Below are 15,914 nucleotides of genomic sequence, written 5' to 3'. Positions count from 1 at the left end.
TCGTCCTTTCGGATGTTCGGATCTCGGGGGCGGTCAGGGGTGGGTCGCGCGTGGGTCGTTCACACCGTGCCGAGCGCGCTGTCGCGTGCGGCACGGAAGGCTTTGTACGGGTCGCGGTCCGGGTACGACCACGGCGCCGGGGTGGCGTGCCCCGCGATGCGGTGGAACAGAGCGGCGGCCTCGGCGCCCCGGCCCTCGCAGTACTTGGCGTGGGCAAGGAAGTTGAGGTCGACGAAGCGGCGCGGGTGGTCGTCGTGCTCCCATTCCAGCCACCAGTCGAAGGCGGCCTTCATCACCTGGCGGGCCCGGCGGCCGACCCAGTGCCCGGAGGCCACGGGATCGGCGGGTTCGCTGCCGGCGGTGGCGAGCACGCGGTAGCGCTCGGCGTGCGCGACGACCGGGAGGATGGCGAGCGGCGAGTCGGCGGGGGCCTGTTCAGCGGCCCAGTTGGCGAAGTCGTACACCTCGTGCAGCGGGTCCTGGCCCGCCTCGGCGCGGCGCTCGGCGAGCCGGGCGAGCATCAGGTGGTGGGCGTGGTGGTGATCGGGGTAGCGGTGGCGCACCTCGTCGAAGAGCTGGACCACGTCGCCCTCGGTGCCGAGGGAGCGCTCCAGGACCAGCAGGCCGAGCCAGGGGGTGGGGTCGGCGGGCGCGAGTGCCGCGGCGGCGTGGCAGGCCTCGCGGGCGCGCTCCGGGCGCTCCTTGCCCTTCAGGGCGCGCTGGACGGTGGCGCAGCCGAGGAGTACGGCGGCGTCGGCGGACTCCGGTTCGGCGAGCTGCCAGTCGCGGGCCCAGGCGAGCGCGGCGGGCTCCTGCGCAAGGACGGTGACGCGATGACCACGCCGATCCCAGTCGTCGCCGGTCGCGGCGAGCAGCGCGCGCACCGCGGTCCACCGCCCCTGGTTCAACGAAGCGCGCGCGGCGACGAGTTCGGCGTCGCCGAGCGCGGCGTCGAAGGCCTGGGCCGCGCGCTTGCGACCGCGGCCGAGGGGAGGCGGGGGTGGTGACACCGCGGGTCGTCCTCACAGGCGCGGTTTGTCAGGGGGTGATCACGCACAGCAAACCCGCAGCCAAGGGTTCAAGTCAAGGGCCGACCGATTCGCTACACGTGTCAACTGCCCTTGTGAGCTGCGGAGTTGAGCCCCTCGCGAACCGCCGTACCCGGTGAGCTCACCGCCTCGTCGAGCTCACCGCTCCTCGACCTCAACGCCCCCAAGCTCAACGCCCCTCGAGCTCAAGGGGCGGTGAGCTCGCCGGCGGTCAGTCCACCGCCTTGGCCGCCGCCCGGCCTGCCGTACGCCCGGAGAACAGGCAGCCGCCCAGGAACGTACCTTCGAGGGACCGGTAACCGTGCACCCCGCCACCGCCGAACCCGGCGGCCTCTCCGGCGGCGTACACGCCCTCCAGCGGGTCGCCGCCCTCGGTGAGCACACGCGAGGAGAGATCGGTCTCCAGGCCGCCGAGGGTCTTGCGGGTGAGGATGTTGAGGCGGACGGCGATCAGCGGGCCCGCCTTGGGGTCGAGGATGCGGTGCGGGGACGCGGTACGGATCAGCTTGTCGCCGAGGAACTTGCGGGCGCCGCGAATCGCCGTCACCTGAAGGTCCTTGGTGAACGGGTTGGCGATCTCCCGGTCACGCGCGACGATCACGCGGCGCAGCTCCGCCTCGTCGATGAGCGGCTCCTTGGTGAGCGCGTTCATACCGCGGACGAGCGCGCCGAGGTCCTTCTCGACGACGAAGTCCACGCCGTTGTCCATGAACGCCTTGACCGGCCCGGGCACTTCGGCGCGCGCCCGCCCGATGACGTCCTTGACGGACTTGCCCGTGAGGTCGGGGTTCTGTTCCGAGCCCGAGAGCGCGAACTCCTTGCCGATGATCTTCTGGTCGAGCACGAACCAGGTGTAGTCGTACCCGGTCTTCATGATGTGTTCGAGCGTGCCGAGCGTGTCGAAACCGGGGAACAGCGGGACCGGCAGGCGGTTGCCGCGTGCGTCGAGCCAGAGGGAGGAGGGGCCCGGCAGGATGCGGATGCCGTGGTTCTCCCAGATGGGGTTCCAGTTCTGGATGCCCTCGGTGTAGTGCCACATGCGGTCGCGGTTGATGAGGTGGGCGCCCGCCTCCTCGGCGATCGCGAGCATCTTGCCGTCCACATGCGCGGGTACGCCGGAGATCATCCGCTCGGGCGGAGTGCCCAGCCGCTCGGGCCAGTTGGCGCGTACGAGGTCGTGGTTGCCGCCGATGCCGCCCGATGTGACGATCACCGCCTGGGCCTTGAGCTCGAAGGCGCCGGCGACCGTGCGGCCGCTGGCCTGGCCGCGCTCGATGCCGGACGGCTCCAGGATCTCGCCGGTGACCGTGTCGACGGCGCCCGCGCTGCGCGACAGGCCGGTGACGCGGTGGCGGAACTTCAGCTGGACGAGGCCACGGGCGACCCCTGCTCGTACGCGCCGCTCGAAGGGTGCGACCAGACCCGGCCCGGTCCCCCAGGTGATGTGGAAGCGCGGCACCGAGTTCCCGTGCCCGTTGGCGTCGTAGCCGCCGCGCTCGGCCCAGCCCACCACCGGGAAGAAGCGCACGCCCTGCCGGTGCAGCCAGGAACGCTTCTCGCCGGCCGCGAAGTCGACGTACGCCTCGGCCCATTGACGCGGCCAGTGGTCCTCGGGCCGGTCGAAGGCGGCCGTACCCATCCAGTCCTGGAGGGCGAGCGCGTGGCTGTCCTTGATGCGCAGGCGGCGCTGCTCGGGCGAGTCGACGAAGAAGAGTCCGCCGAAGGACCAGTGCGCCTGGCCGCCGATGGACTGCTCCGGCTCCTGGTCGAGGAGGATCACCTTGCGGCCCGCGTCGACGAGCTCCGCGGTCGCCGCGAGCCCCGCGAGGCCCGCTCCGATCACGATCACATCTGCGTCGTAGGCCATGGGCCCGTCCTCTCGCATTCCGACTGGTCGGATCGGCGTCGTCATGAGGGGTACTCATGAAGTCCCCCACGAGGTCACCCAAGAGATCCCCCGTGAGGGTCGTCATGAGGGTCGCCATGAGGTGTTTGTCACGAACCGATCGGCATCGTCGCTGGTTGGTGAGACATTAGTGGTGGTTGACCGCGCTGGTCGGCCACAGCGTGTTACTGATCGGTCAGATCCTTCGGCAAGAAGAGTGACCGAGTCAACTGCCTGGTTCCGGGGACTCCGGGGGCAGTCCCCGACCCATGGCACTACAGTCGGCGGAACGCAACCGTGGCCCGCACTGACTCCTGATGTATTGAGGTACCCAGCGTGTCGGTTCTCGTTCTGATCCTCGCCGTGAGCGCGGCCTGTTGTCTTGGCTTCGGCTTCGTGCTCCAGCAGAACGCCGCCTCACATGCGCCGCTGAGCGACTTCCTCTCCCCCCGTCTGCTGCTCGACCTGATCCGGGTCCCCCGGTGGCTCGGCGGCATCGGGCTCATGGTGTGCGGCATGGTCCTGGGCGCGATCGCCCTGGGCAAGGGCGAGGTCTCGCTGGTGGAACCGCTCCTCGCGACAAACCTGCTCTTCGCCCTCGCGCTCTCCCGCCACCAGACCAAACAGCCGCTGGGGCGGCAGGGCTGGGCCGGGCTCGCGCTGCTCGCGGGCGGCGTCTCCGCGTTCATCGTGGCCGGCCAGCCGCAGGGCGGCGACGCCGTCGCCAGCCCCCTCCGACACTGGCTGATCATCGGAATCATGGTCGGCCTCGCGCTGCTGCTCACCACCTATGCCAAGCGGTCACGGCTGAGCGGCGGGCCCGTGCTGCTCTCGCTGGCCGCGGGGCTGCTGTACGGCGTCCAGGACGCGCTCACCCGGGTCAGCGGGCAGCGGTTCGGCGCCGGTGGCTGGAGCGAGCTGCTCACCGGCTGGCAGCCGTACGGGGTGCTGGTGCTCGGGGTGACGGGTCTGGTCCTGGTCCAGAGCGCCTTCGAGACCGCACCGCTGCGGATGTCGCTGCCCGCGCTCACCGCGGCCCAGCCGCTGGCCGGGATCGTCTGCGGGGTGGGCTTCCTCGGGGACCAGCTCCGTACGGACGCGGCAGCGCTCGCCTGGCAGGCGGCGGGGCTCGCGGGCGTGGTGGTCGGGATCGTGCTGCTCGGGATGCATCCGGCGATGCCGGCGGGGACCGCGGTGGCGGAGCGGTCGCGGGATCTCCAGTCGCATTGAGGACGACGGTCCGGGTGGCGGGGACGGTGCCGCTCGCGCGGGGCTTGGGGTTGCGTGGATCGGTCTCGGCGCTGCCGCGTGGATGGGGCTCGGGACTGCAGCGTGGATCGGGCTCGGCACTGCTTGGATGGGGGCATGAGTGTGCATGGGGACGGAGGCATGAGTGTGGATGCGGGCATGAGTGCCGCTGACGAGATCCTCGACATCGTGGACGAGAACGACCAGGTCATCGGGCAGTCTCCGCGAGGGGAGGCGTATGCGCGGGGGCTGCGCCACCGGTGCGTGTTCATTCAGGCCCGGGACGCCGAGGGCCGTGTCTTCGTCCATCGCCGGACGCCCACCAAGCTGGTCTTTCCCTCCCTCTACGACATGTTCGTCGGCGGAGTCGTCGGGGCGGGGGAGTCCTACGACGACGCGGCGCTGCGCGAGGCCGAGGAGGAGCTCGGCGTCTCCGGGCTGCCGCGGCCTGTCCCCCTCTTCAAGTTCCTCTACGACGACGGTGCCGGTCAGAGCTGGTGGTCGGCGGTGTACGAGGTCCGCTGCGAGCTGCCGGTGAATCCTCAGGTGGAGGAGGTCGCCTGGCACGACTTCCTCCCGGAGGAGGAGGTGGAACGGCGCCTGACGGAGTGGGCCTGGGTGCCGGACGGCTTGGCCGCGTACGAGCGCCTCAGGGACTACCGTGCGGTGGACTGAACGCACGGGGTTTTCGCCCCCTCCGCCCCTACCCGTCCCGTACCTGGGGCTCCGCCCCAGACCCCGCTCCTCAAACGCCGGAGGGGCTGATTCTTAGCCTCCGGCGTTCGAGGACGAGCGCCTCAGCGCGATACGGGTCCCGCGCCGGCGTCGGATGCCCGTCTCCGGCGCGGCGCAGCGCCCCGGTAGGGTCCTGGGCGTGATCGAACTCGTGCGGAATGTCCGGTTGTGGTTTGCGCCGCAGGCGATTCGGGAGGAGGGCAGTACGCCCGACTACCGGTTCTCGTTGGCGAACGAGCGGACCTTTCTGGCATGGCTGCGCACCGCCCTCGCCCTCATCGGCGGCGGCTTCGCCGTGGACCAGTTCCTGCCGGACCTCCGATGGGGCTGGCGAGTCGGCCTCGCCCTGGCCCTGCTCGGAGCGGGCGTGCTCTGCTCGCTGCGCGCCGTCAACCACTGGATCCGGTGCGAGCGAGCCATGCGACGAGGCGAAGACCTGCCGGTGTCGCGCTTTCCGGCCGTGCTGAGCATCGCCGTCGCGGTCGTCGCCATCGCGATGGTCCTCGTCGTACTCGTCGGCTGGGCAGGATGACCGCGCCTGCCGGGGAACGCGACCCCGGCCTCCAGCCGGAACGCACGCGGCTCGCGTGGCGCCGTACGACCCTCTCCAGCACGGTCGCCGCCGTGCTCGCCGCGAAGACCGCCCTGCACGGCGGCCCCTCGGTGGCCGGCCTCCTGGCCTGCGCCCTGTGCTGCGCGCTGTGGCTGGGTTTCCTGGCGGTCGCCCATCGCCGTATCCACGTACTCGCGGTGTCCGGCCCGGACGGCCCGCCGGCACTCACCTCCCGGCATGCGACGGCGGCGACCCTGTGCACGGTGGCGCTGGCCGTATGCGCGGCGACGCTCGTGTTCTGAGAGCCCCAGCAGCCGAACAGAACAGCTCAGCGGGCCGCGCAGGGCAGGGCTCCTGGGCTCCTGGGCTCCTGGGCTCCTGGGCTGCGAACCGTTCTACCGGCTCAGTCCGTCCAGTCCACCGTCACCACGATCTTCCCCCGCGTATGCCCCTCCGCGCTCAGCCGATGTGCCTCCGCCGCCCGCTCCAGCGGAAACGTCTCGGAGACATGGACCGAGACGACGCCCTGCGCGGCGAGGTCGGACAGGGTCTGGAGGTCGTCCGGGTCCGGGCGTACGAAGTAGTAGCGGCCACCGAAGCCGACCACGTCGGGGTCGGCGATGGAGCCCAGCCTGCCCTCGGGTGCCAGCAGGTCGGCGGACGTCCTCATCGTGTCGCCGCCGATCGTGTCGAAGGCCGCGTCGACGCCCTCCGGCGCGAGAGCCCGTACGCGCTCGGCGAGACCCTCGCCGTAGCTGACGGGCTCGCCGCCCAGGGACCGTACGAAATCGTGGTGGGGTTCGCTCGCCGTGCCGATCGCCCGGGCGCCCAGGTGGCGGGCGAGCTGGACGGCGATCGATCCGACGCCGCCCGCGGCCGCGTGGACGAGAACGGTGTCGCCCTCCTTCACGTCGAGGACCTTGGTGAGCATCTGGTACGCGGTGAGCCCGACCAGCGGCAGGCCCGCCGCCTCCTCGAAGGAGAGGTTCAGGGGCTTGCGGGCGAGAGTGCGGACGGGAGCCGCGACATACTCGGCGCAGGTACCGCGCGAGAGGAAGTCCTCGCGGGCGTAGGCGATGACCTCGTCGCCGACCGCGAACTCGGTGACGGCCGCGCCGGGTTGGACGACCACACCGGAGACGTCCCAGCCGGGGATCACCGGGAAGACGGGGTCCAGGATCCCGTCGAGGTACCCTTCGCGGCACTTCCAGTCGACGGGGTTGACCGACGCCGCGCGCACCTTCACCAGGACAGTGTCGGGCCCGACCTTGGGGTCCCGGACGTCTCCGTACTCCAGGACGTCGGGCCCGCCGTACCGGCTGTAGCTGATCGCCTTCATGCCCTCGACCCTCCGGGGTACTCGGACGCCACGCAAGCCGGAATAGCCGGAATTACTACACTTTGTGGCGCTAGCCTGAGCCGTCCTTCCACGCCACTTCCGAAGGTGAGCACCATGACCCTCCTTCACCAGGAGCACCCCACCCACGAGCACACCCACGGCCCGGACTGCGGTCACGCCCAGGTGCGGCACGGGGACCACGTCGACTACGCGCACGACGGCCATCTGCACCGCGAACACGCGGGCCACTGGGACGAGTGCGAGCCGAGCGGTCACACCGCGCACGAGGGGCACGGCCACCAGCACGGCACGGACTGCGGGCACCCCGCCGTGGCGCATGGCGACCACCTGGACTATCTCCACGACGGCCACCGGCACGCCCAGCACGACGGGCACTGGGACGACCACTAGGGCCTGTCCGGCGGACCGGCCACTGAAGCGGCCCGCCGCCCGGCGTCTCCCCCGGATCCCTTGCCTCGCGGAGGCTCCGCCTCCACGGATTCCTGGCCTCCGGAGGGAGACGCCGATCACGTTTCGCGCACCCGCTGGACGACATACCGACTGGTCGGCATCATGGTCACGTCCCGTCTTTTCCGTGTGCGTAGGAGCAATGATGAGCCCAGACCACCCGCCAGGTCTCGATCTCGACCAGTTGCGCGGCCTGCTCGACCGCGAGCGGCCCGGACTGGTGAACGGCCCCCTGACCGGCCGGCTGATCGAGGGCGGACGGTCGAACCTCACGTACGCGGTCACGGACGGCTCCGCGAAGTGGGTCGTACGCCGGCCTCCGCTGGGCCATGTGCTGGCCACCGCGCACGACATGAAGCGTGAGCACCGGGTGATCAGCGCGCTGTACCCGACGGCCGTGCCGGTGCCCCGCCCAGTGCTGCTGTGCGAGGACGAGTCGGTGCTCGGCGCGCCGTTCTACGTGATGGAGTTCGTGGAGGGCACCCCGTACCGCACCGCCGAGCAGCTCGCCCCGCTCGGACCGGAGCGCACCCGCGACGCGGTGCTCGGGCTCGTGGACACGCTGGTCGAGCTGCACTCGGTGGACCCCGCCGAGGTGGGCCTCGCGGACTTCGGCCGGCCCGAGGGCTTCCTCGACCGGCAGCTGCGCCGCTGGGGCAAGCAGCTGGACGCCTCCAGGAACCGTGAGCTGGCCGGGATCGACGAGTTGCACGCGGCGCTGGGACGCGAACTGCCCCACTCCCCCGCCCCCGCCGTCGTGCACGGCGACTACCGGCTCGACAATGTGCTGATCGGCCCCGACGACCGGATCAAGGCCATCCTGGACTGGGAGATGTCCACGCTCGGCGATCCGCTCACCGACCTGGGGCTGCTGGTGATGTACAGCGCGCCGCTCGATCTGCCCAACTCCCCCATCAGCACCACCGCTTCGGCCGCCGGGCACCCGGCCTCGGCCGAGATCGTCGAGCGGTACGCCGCGCGCTCGGGGCGCGACGTGTCCGCCGTCTCCTGGTACACGGCGTTCGCCTGGTTCAAGCTCGCCGTGATCCTGGAGGGCATCCACTACCGCTACACGCTCGGCCAGACGGTCGGCGCGGGCTTCGACCGCATCGGTGAACTGGTCCCCTTCTTCATCGAGCACGGCCTGACCACCCTTCAGGAAGGCTGATCCGCCATGGACTTCGCATTCGACGCGCGCACCGAAGAGCTGCGCCAGAAGCTGCTCGCCTTCATGGACGAGTACGTCTATCCGGCGGAGGCCGTCGCGGAGGAGCAGCGCGCGCGGCTGGCCTCGCCGTGGGACACGCCTGCCGTGGTCGGGGAGTTGAAGGCAGAGGCACGCAGGCAGGGCCTGTGGAACCTCTTCCTCCCCGACTCCGAGTACGGGGCCGGGCTCACCAACCTCCAGTATGCGCCGCTCGCCGAAATCACCGGCCGCAGCCCGCACTTGGCGCCGACCGCGCTGAACTGCGCCGCGCCGGACACCGGGAACATGGAGGTGCTCGCGCAGTTCGGCGACGAGCAGCAGAAGAAGCAGTGGCTGGAGCCGCTGCTCGCCGGTGAGATCCGCTCGGCGTTCGCGATGACCGAGCCCGAGGTGGCCTCCTCCGACGCCACGAACATCACCACGCACATCGAACGGGACGGCGACGAGTACGTCATCACCGGCCGCAAGTGGTACATCTCCGGGGCGATGAACCCGGACTGCAAGATCTTCATCGTGATGGGCAAGACGGACCCGGAGGGGCCCGACATCCGTCGCCAGCAGTCGATGGTGCTCGTCCCGCGCGACACGCCGGGTGTGGAAGTCAGGCGCGCCATGCAGGTGTACGGGTACGAGGACCACTCCCACGGCGGGCACGCGGAGGTCGTCTTCGACCACGCCCGGGTGCCCGTGAGCAACCTCGTCGGTGAGGAGGGCGGCGGTTTCGCCATCGCCCAGGCGCGGCTCGGGCCCGGGCGGATCCACCACTGCATGCGGCTGATCGGCATGGCCGAGCGGGCGATCGAGCTGATGTGCAGGCGGGCGGTCTCGCGTACCGCGTTCGGCAAGCCGCTCGCCCAGCAGGGCGTCGTCCAGAACTGGATCGCCGACGCGCGTGTCGCCGTCGAGCAGCTGCGTCTCCTGGTCCTGAAGACCGCCTGGATGATGGACACCGTCGGCAACCAGGGCGCCCACACCGAGATCCAGGCCATCAAGATCGCCACCCCGCGCACGGTCGTCGACATCCTCGACAAGGCCGTCCAGCTGCACGGAGCGGGTGGTGTCAGTCAGGACTTCCCGCTCGCCGAACTCTGGGCGAGCGCCCGAACCCTGAAGCTCGCGGACGGCCCGGACGAGGTCCACCAGCGGTCGCTGGCGCGACGGGAGATCAAGAAGTACGTGTGACCCGCCGGGGGGTGGGGGTCTTTTCTTCGCCCCCGCCGCCCCTACCCGTCCCGTACCTGGGGCTCCGCCCCAGACCCCGCTCCTCAAACGCCGGAGGGGCTGAATCTTTCGCAGGCCGGGGCTGAATATCTTTCAGCCCGTCCGGCGTTTGAGGACGAGCGCGAAGCGCGATATGGGGGGTCTGGGGGGCGGAGCCCCCCCCAGGGACGGGACGGGCAGGGGCGGAGGGGGCGAAACAAACCACCCCCGGCTACGGTCGTAGCGCGCGCAGGAGCAAGTCCGCCAAGTGGTCCGCGACCTGCTGCGGGGTGAGCGGGCCGTCGGGGCGGTACCACGTGGACAGGTGGTGCACGGAGCCGAAGTGGTAGTCGACGACCAGGTCGGCGGGCGTGGCCGTGGAGAAGACGCCCTTCTTCTGGCCCTCTTCGATCAGCGCACGGAATCGCTCGTGGTAGCGGCGACGCTCGGCGCGCACCTGCTTGTGCTTCTCCGGGCTGAGGTGATGCATGGACCGGAAGAAGATCGACGCGTCGTCGAGGTTGTCGATCGTCGTGACGACCACGTCGGCCGCGGCACCCCGCAGCCGCTCCTCAACAGGCGCGTCGGCGTCCGCGAAGGCATCCAGCCGCTCCTGCTGAATGCGCAGCACGCGCGCGTACACCTCGTGCAGGAGGTCGTCCTTGGAGCCGAAGTAGTGGTACAGCGCCCCCTTGGTGACGCCCGCCGCCTCGACGATCTCCTGCACCGAGGTGCGGTCGTAGCCCTGCTCGGCGAAGAGCCGGGTGGCGGCGGCCAAGAGCCGCTGCGGGACGGGCGTACCGTCACCGTCCGTCGTCCTGGCCACTGCCGCCACCTGCCTTCCAAGCGTTGTTGTTCAACGTGTCGTTCAACGCGTCGTTTGACGTGTTGTTTAACGAATTCCCGTGCGCTCCAGTGCCTTCTGGTGCGCGCTAGTGCTCCTCATGGGGCCGGGAACGGAGTTCCCGACGGAGGATCTTCCCACTCGCCGTCTTCGGCAAGTCGGGCAGGATCTCCACCTGCCGCGGATATTTGTAGGCGGCCAGTCTCTCCTTGCAGTACGCGGCGAGCGCGTCGGGGTCCTCTTCGGCACCCGGCCGCAGGCTGATGTACGCCTTGACGGTCTCTCCGCGGTACCCGTCGGGTATCCCGACGACGGCCGCTTCCCGGACCGCGGGGTGCGTGTAGAGAACGTCCTCGACCTCGCGGGGCCACACCTTGAAACCGGACGCGTTGATCATGTCCTTCTTGCGGTCGACCACGTAGAGCCAGCCGTCGGAGTCCATGAAACCGATGTCGCCGGTACGCAGCTCGCCGTCCGGGAAGGTCTCGGCCGTCGCTTCGGGGCGCCGCCAGTAGCCGGGCACGACCTGCGGTCCGCGTACGAGGATCTCGCCCTGCTCCCCGAACGGCACCTCCTGGCCCTGGTCGGCGACGATGCGGACGACCGTGTCGGGGCCCGGTACGCCGACGGCCAGCGTCCCCGAGACCGGGTCGACGGGAGCCTCCCGTCCGGGCGGCACGGAGGCGCAGGGCGCGGTGCACTCGGTGAGCCCATAGCCGTTGCGGATGTAGGGACCGAAGCCGGTCCGGAACTTCTCCACCAGGGCGGGCGGCAGCGGCGCTCCGCCGGAGGAGATGATCACGAAGGAGGAGAAGTGGTCCGGCGTGACCGCCGGGTGCGCGGCCAGCGCCATGAACGCGGTCGACGGGCCCACGGTGTACACGGGCCGGTGCTCGGCGAACGCGTCGAGGACGACCCCCGCCTCGAAGCGGTACGCGAGGACCAGCGTGCCCGCGCTGTTGAGGCAGGCGGCGAGCTGGCAGACCATCCCCGTGATGTGGAACAGCGGCGCCAGCGCGAAGTAGACGGGCGCCTCGGGCAGCCCGAGACCCGTCCGCTGCCGCTCGGCGTTGTACATGATGTTGCCGTGCGTGTTGGTGGCCCCCTTGGGGGTGCCGCTCGTGCCCGAGGTGTAGCTGATCAGCGCGGTGTCGGAGGGGCCGAGGTCACGGCCCTCGGGGGCCTTGTGGCCCTGCCGCGCGACGGCCACGAGGTCATCGGTACCCTCCGCGACCGGCAGCCGCTCAAAACCCAGCACGCGCGCGTCGTTGCGAGTTTGGAGATCCAACTCACAGGCTGTCAGTACCACGCGTACGGGTGAGTCGGCGGCCGTCTCTCGCAGATACGACTCCCACGCGCGGTCCGAGCACACCAGGGCGCTCACGTCCGCGTCGTGGAGTACGTGCCCGACCTCGCCCGACTTGTACATCGGGTTGACGGGCACGACCGTCGCGCCCGCCTTCCAGGCACCGAGCAGGGCCAGCACGAACTGCGGGGAGTTCTGCAGCAGGATCGCGACCCGGTCGCCGCGCTCCAGGCCGCGGGCGGCGAGGTGCCCGGCGACGGAGTCGCTCAGCTCGTCCACCTCGCGGTAGCTCAGCCGCCCGTCGAAGTAGGCGAGCGCGATACGGTCCGGGGTGTGCGTCACGGCCTCGCGGAAGGCGTGCACCAGGGTGTCGGCGGGGCTGATGGGGGTGCGCTGGGCGTCGTTGAGCAGGGCCACCCAGGGCCGGTCGGCATAGGTCGTCACTGACCGGCCTCCCACTTCTGCTGGATGTGGTTCATGTTCGTCAGCCAGCGGTCGGGCTCGGCGGCCCGCACCTGGTAGTACCCGGCGACCTCGGGGTGCGGCAGGATCAGGAAACGGTCCTCCTCGATCCCCTTGAAGAGCGCGTCGGCGACGTCCTCCGGCTCGATGGCGGTCGGCTGGAGCACCAGGTCACCCGCGCTGCCGGTGGCGTCGAGCATGTCGGTGCGCACGCCCTGCGGACAGATCGCGTGGACCTTGAGACCCCGGTGGCGGTACGTCAGCGAGAGCCACTCGGCGAAGGCGTACGCGCCGTGCTTGGTGACGCTGTAGGGCGCGGCGCCGATCATGGTGAGCAGTCCGGCGGCCGAGACGGTGGAGACGAATCGGCCGCTGCCGCGCTCCAGCCAGGCCGGGAGCAGCTCGTGGGCTGCCCGGACGTGCGCCATCACGTTGACGTCCCAGGCGAGCGCCCAGACCTTCTCCTCGGCCGCTTCCGAGCCGCCGGAGGCGAGCCCCGCGTTGGCGCAGTAGATGTCGACCGTGCCGCCGAGGGCGTCGCGGGCCTCGGCCACGATCGCGGACGCGTCGCCCGGGACCGCGATGCCGCCGATCTCGTCGGCCACGGCCTTCGCCTTGTCGGCGTCGAGGTCATTGACGACGACCCGGGCACCCTCCGCGGCGAAACGGCGGGCCAGCGCGGCCCCGATGCCGCCTCCCGCTCCGGTGACGACCACTCCGGCATCCTGCACGGCTTCCACCATCGGTCTCCTTCGACGCGACGCGAATCGGCTCCCCTGCGCCGCCAGACTAACCAGTCGGTATGTAACGAGGGAAGGGGGACCACGCCCCCGTAAGGGGCGCGGGGCTGTGACCTATGCGGCTCCGCCGCGTGGGCGCGACAAGCCACGGACAACCCGCAGCTTACGAACTCCCCGGGGAGCGCTTAGCGTGCTTATGCCAACCTTCCGCGATCACGGAGGTCACACGATGCGCCTGTCGAGACGGACCCTGCTCGCAGCCGGCACAGCCGCGGCGGCCCTGACACCGGTTCCGAGCGCGGCGCCCAAGGGCGCCGGCAAGCCGCTCCGTACCGGCTTCGAGCGCCTGCGAGAAGACGGCTACGCCCAGCTCCGCGGCCGGCGGATCGGCATCGTCACCAACCCCACCGGCGTCACCCGCGACGTACGCCACATCGTCGACGTCATGCACGCCGACGACCACGTGAACCTGATCGCCGTCTTCGGCCCCGAGCACGGTTTCCGCGGCACCGCGCAGGCGGGCGGCTCCGAGGGCCGCTACGACGACCCGGCGACCGGACTGCCCGTCTACGACACATACCTGAAGAGCGGCCAACCGCTCGCGGACATCTTCACCGCCTCCGGCGTGGACACCGTCGTCTTCGACATCCAGGACGTGGGCGCGCGCTTCTACACGTACATCTGGACGCTGTACGACTGCATGGAGGCCGCCCAGCTCGCGGGCAAGCGCTTCGTGGTGCTCGACCGGCCGAACCCGGTGACCGGGCGGGCGGCCCAAGGGCCCGTCCTGCACAAGGAGTTCGCGACGTTCGTCGGGCGGCAGCCGATCGCGCAGGCGCACGGGATGACGGTGGCGGAGCTGGCCCGGCTGTTCAACGGGGAGTTCCTGACGGCGCCGGTGGCGCTGGACACCGTACTGATGTCGGGCTGGAAGCGCTCGGAGTTCTACGACGCCTCCGGCCTGCCCTGGGTGCCGCCGAGCCCGAACATGCCGACGGCCGACACCGCCCTGGTGTACTCGGGTACCTGTCTCTTCGAGGGGACGAACCTGTCGGAGGGTCGAGGCACGACCCGCCCGTTCGAGCTGCTCGGCGCGGAGGGCATCGACGGACGATGGGCACGTGAAGCCGGCCAACTGGACCTGCCCGGCGTGCACTTCAGGGAGGCGTACTTCGCCCCCACCTTCTCCAAGTTCCAGGGGAAGACCATCGGGGGCGTGCAGATCCATGTGCACGACCGGGCCGCGTACGACCCCGTACGCACCGGCGTCGCCCTCCTCGTGACCGCCAAGAAGGTCTGGAGCGGCTTCACTTGGCGCTCGGACAACTGGATCGACAAGCTCACGGGCTCGACGCTGGTGCGCACGATGATCGACGCCGGGGCGACTGCCGACGAGGTGGTGGCGGCCTGGCAGGACGAGCTGACGGCGTTCCGGCGGGTACGGAGGGAATACCTCCTCTACGGTTGAGTGACGGATGAGTCGTGACGTATGGCCAACCTTCGCCACCAGTAGGACGATGCGCCCAGATCGCATCACCCACGGGGGACGAGGGGGCTTGTCATGGCGGATCCGGCAGTGAGTGTTTCTCCCTACTGGGAGCTCACCTTCGACGCGGACGGGGACGTCGACGGCCGGGAGCGCGACCGGCTGCTCAAGGACGTACCGCAGCGCAAAGTCCGTGACCTGGTCGTCTTCGCGCACGGCTGGAACAACGACCGCTCGGGCGCCACCCGGCTCTACAGCCGCTTCTTCGAGCCCCTCCCGGAGCTCGCGCCGACCGCGCGCCTGGGATACGTGGGGGTGGTGTGGCCCTCGATGCGGTTCTCGGACGAGCCGATCCCGGACTTCCCGGCGTCGGTGGCCGCCGCCACTCCCCTACGACCGGTCCTCGACAAGAACACCCGGCACGCACTCCTGGAGGTGTTCCCGGGCCGCGCGACGGTGGTCGAGCAGATCGCGCGGCTGCTGGACCAACAGCCTGACGAGGGCGCCTCGTTGGAGGAGTTCGGACGCCTCGTACGGCTGCTCGTCGAGGTCCGGCCGCAGGGCCCGCAGACCTCCTTCGCCGCGGACACGCTGGCGGAGGGGGTGCCGGAGAGCGACCCCGAGATGCTCTTCGGGGACACGGCGACGGTCTGCGGCGAGTTCGCGCAGGCCCTCGCCGAGGCCGAGACTCCCGGCACCACGTCGTTCGCGCTGCCACGGCTGTGGGACGGCGCGCACGAACTGCTGCGCCAGGCCACGTACTACGCGATGAAACGGCGCGCCGGCACGGTCGGTGAGCGTGGGCTCGGGCGTGCGATCGGGCAACTCGCCGCGGCGGCGCCGGATGTGCGCGTGCATCTCGTCGGGCACAGCTTCGGCGGGCGTCTGGTCTCCTTCGCGCTGCGCGGACTGCCCAAGGGCGTGCGCACGGTGAAGTCGGTGACCCTGCTCCAAGGGGCCTTCTCGCACTACGCGTTCGCGGCGCGGCTGCCGCACGACCCGCGGGCGAGCGGTGTACTGGACGGCCAGCACAACCGCATCGACGGCCCGCTGGTGTGCTGCTACTCCCACTTCGACTCGGCGCTCGGCACGATCTATCCGCTGGCCTCCCGGATGGCGGGCGACTCCCGGTCGGTCGCGGCGGACTTCGACATCGGCCGCGCCCTGGGCGCCAAGTGGGGTGCGATGGGCCACGACGGGGTGCAGGCGGTGGCGGGTACGAAGACGTTCACGCTCGCCGACGCCCTGCGCACGCAGCTGCCCACCTCGGGGTGTGTGAACATCGACGCCGCCGCGGTGGTGAAGCGCGGCGGGCCCCCGTCCGGGGCCCACAGCGACATCTGCCACCGGGAACTGGCGCAGGTGGTGATGGCGGCGGGCCGCATTCGGTGA

The 15,914-nt window shown here is 70.6% G+C and carries 15 protein-coding genes; 9 read left to right on the top strand and 6 right to left on the bottom strand.

The annotated features are described in order from the left end of the window. Window positions 1-59: 59 nt before the first annotated feature. Window positions 60-1,010 (bottom strand): hypothetical protein, encoded by a 951-nt coding sequence (locus tag ACFY0T_RS13300; protein WP_388868496.1) that lies wholly within the window; start codon window positions 1,008-1,010, stop codon window positions 60-62. 250 nt (window positions 1,011-1,260) lie between these two features. After that, on the bottom strand, window positions 1,261-2,916 hold the full coding sequence (locus ACFY0T_RS13295; protein ID WP_388868493.1) for an FAD-binding dehydrogenase: 1,656 nt from the start codon (window positions 2,914-2,916) through the stop codon (window positions 1,261-1,263). A gap of 354 nt (window positions 2,917-3,270) precedes the next feature. On the opposite strand from ACFY0T_RS13295, the gene ACFY0T_RS13290 reads away from it, so the two are divergent. The 4 genes from ACFY0T_RS13290 to ACFY0T_RS13275 all read left to right on the top strand — a co-directional run bounded on the left by ACFY0T_RS13290 (window position 3,271) and on the right by ACFY0T_RS13275 (window position 5,772). Then, window positions 3,271-4,164, top strand: coding sequence for a DMT family transporter (locus ACFY0T_RS13290; protein WP_388868490.1), 894 nt, complete (start codon window positions 3,271-3,273; stop codon window positions 4,162-4,164). Window positions 4,165-4,341: 177 nt separating this feature from the next. Further along, window positions 4,342-4,857 carry an NUDIX hydrolase gene (locus ACFY0T_RS13285; RefSeq protein WP_388868487.1) on the top strand — a complete coding sequence of 172 codons (516 nt, stop codon included), beginning with the start codon at window positions 4,342-4,344 and terminating at the stop codon, window positions 4,855-4,857. Window positions 4,858-5,056: 199 nt separating this feature from the next. Continuing rightward, the gene (locus tag ACFY0T_RS13280; protein ID WP_388868484.1) at window positions 5,057-5,449 is read left to right on the top strand and encodes a YidH family protein; all 393 of its coding nucleotides are present in this window, start codon (window positions 5,057-5,059) and stop codon (window positions 5,447-5,449) included. Beyond that, window positions 5,446-5,772 carry a DUF202 domain-containing protein gene (locus tag ACFY0T_RS13275; RefSeq protein ID WP_388868481.1) on the top strand — a complete coding sequence of 109 codons (327 nt, stop codon included), beginning with the start codon at window positions 5,446-5,448 and terminating at the stop codon, window positions 5,770-5,772. The genes ACFY0T_RS13280 and ACFY0T_RS13275 overlap by 4 nt, the downstream gene beginning before the upstream one ends. 101 nt (window positions 5,773-5,873) lie before the next feature. Here the strand turns inward: ACFY0T_RS13275 and ACFY0T_RS13270 are convergent, their stop codons facing one another. After that, window positions 5,874-6,809 (bottom strand): NADP-dependent oxidoreductase, encoded by a 936-nt coding sequence (locus tag ACFY0T_RS13270; protein WP_388868478.1) that lies wholly within the window; start codon window positions 6,807-6,809, stop codon window positions 5,874-5,876. A 114-nt stretch (window positions 6,810-6,923) separates the two neighbouring features. Between ACFY0T_RS13270 and ACFY0T_RS13265 the strand changes: the two genes are divergently transcribed. The 3 genes from ACFY0T_RS13265 (at window position 6,924) to ACFY0T_RS13255 (ending at window position 9,666) form a co-directional block, all read left to right on the top strand. After that, a complete protein-coding gene (locus ACFY0T_RS13265) occupies window positions 6,924-7,220 on the top strand; it encodes a hypothetical protein (protein WP_388868475.1) in 297 nt (98 codons plus the stop codon). Between the two features lie 202 nt (window positions 7,221-7,422). Continuing rightward, a complete protein-coding gene (locus tag ACFY0T_RS13260; RefSeq protein ID WP_388869376.1) occupies window positions 7,423-8,445 on the top strand; it encodes a phosphotransferase family protein in 1,023 nt (340 codons plus the stop codon). A 6-nt stretch (window positions 8,446-8,451) separates the two neighbouring features. After that, a complete protein-coding gene (locus ACFY0T_RS13255) occupies window positions 8,452-9,666 on the top strand; it encodes an acyl-CoA dehydrogenase family protein (RefSeq protein WP_388868472.1) in 1,215 nt (404 codons plus the stop codon). Window positions 9,667-9,916: 250 nt separating this feature from the next. On the opposite strand, the gene ACFY0T_RS13250 is transcribed toward ACFY0T_RS13255, so the two are convergent. From ACFY0T_RS13250 to ACFY0T_RS13240, 3 genes are all read right to left on the bottom strand, one after another. Continuing rightward, complete coding sequence (locus ACFY0T_RS13250; protein WP_388868469.1) at window positions 9,917-10,510, bottom strand: TetR/AcrR family transcriptional regulator; 594 nt, start codon at window positions 10,508-10,510, stop codon at window positions 9,917-9,919. Between the two features lie 106 nt (window positions 10,511-10,616). Beyond that, window positions 10,617-12,278, bottom strand: a complete 1,662-nt coding sequence (locus tag ACFY0T_RS13245; RefSeq protein WP_388868466.1) for a class I adenylate-forming enzyme family protein — start codon at window positions 12,276-12,278, stop codon at window positions 10,617-10,619. After that, window positions 12,275-13,039 carry an SDR family oxidoreductase gene (locus tag ACFY0T_RS13240; protein ID WP_388868464.1) on the bottom strand — a complete coding sequence of 255 codons (765 nt, stop codon included), beginning with the start codon at window positions 13,037-13,039 and terminating at the stop codon, window positions 12,275-12,277. The genes ACFY0T_RS13245 and ACFY0T_RS13240 overlap by 4 nt, the downstream gene beginning before the upstream one ends. A gap of 226 nt (window positions 13,040-13,265) precedes the next feature. On the opposite strand from ACFY0T_RS13240, the gene ACFY0T_RS13235 reads away from it, so the two are divergent. Both ACFY0T_RS13235 and ACFY0T_RS13230 read left to right on the top strand, forming a co-directional pair. Beyond that, window positions 13,266-14,504: an exo-beta-N-acetylmuramidase NamZ domain-containing protein gene (locus ACFY0T_RS13235; RefSeq protein WP_388868462.1), complete on the top strand. Its 1,239-nt coding sequence runs from the start codon at window positions 13,266-13,268 to the stop codon at window positions 14,502-14,504. Window positions 14,505-14,597: 93 nt separating this feature from the next. After that, complete coding sequence (locus tag ACFY0T_RS13230; protein ID WP_388868460.1) at window positions 14,598-15,914, top strand: serine-threonine protein kinase; 1,317 nt, start codon at window positions 14,598-14,600, stop codon at window positions 15,912-15,914.

Origin of the sequence: Streptomyces sp. NPDC001530, assembly GCF_042894545.1 — a bacterium.
Lineage (GTDB): Bacteria > Actinomycetota > Actinomycetes > Streptomycetales > Streptomycetaceae > Streptomyces.
This window is presented reverse-complemented; position numbering and strand designations above follow the sequence as displayed.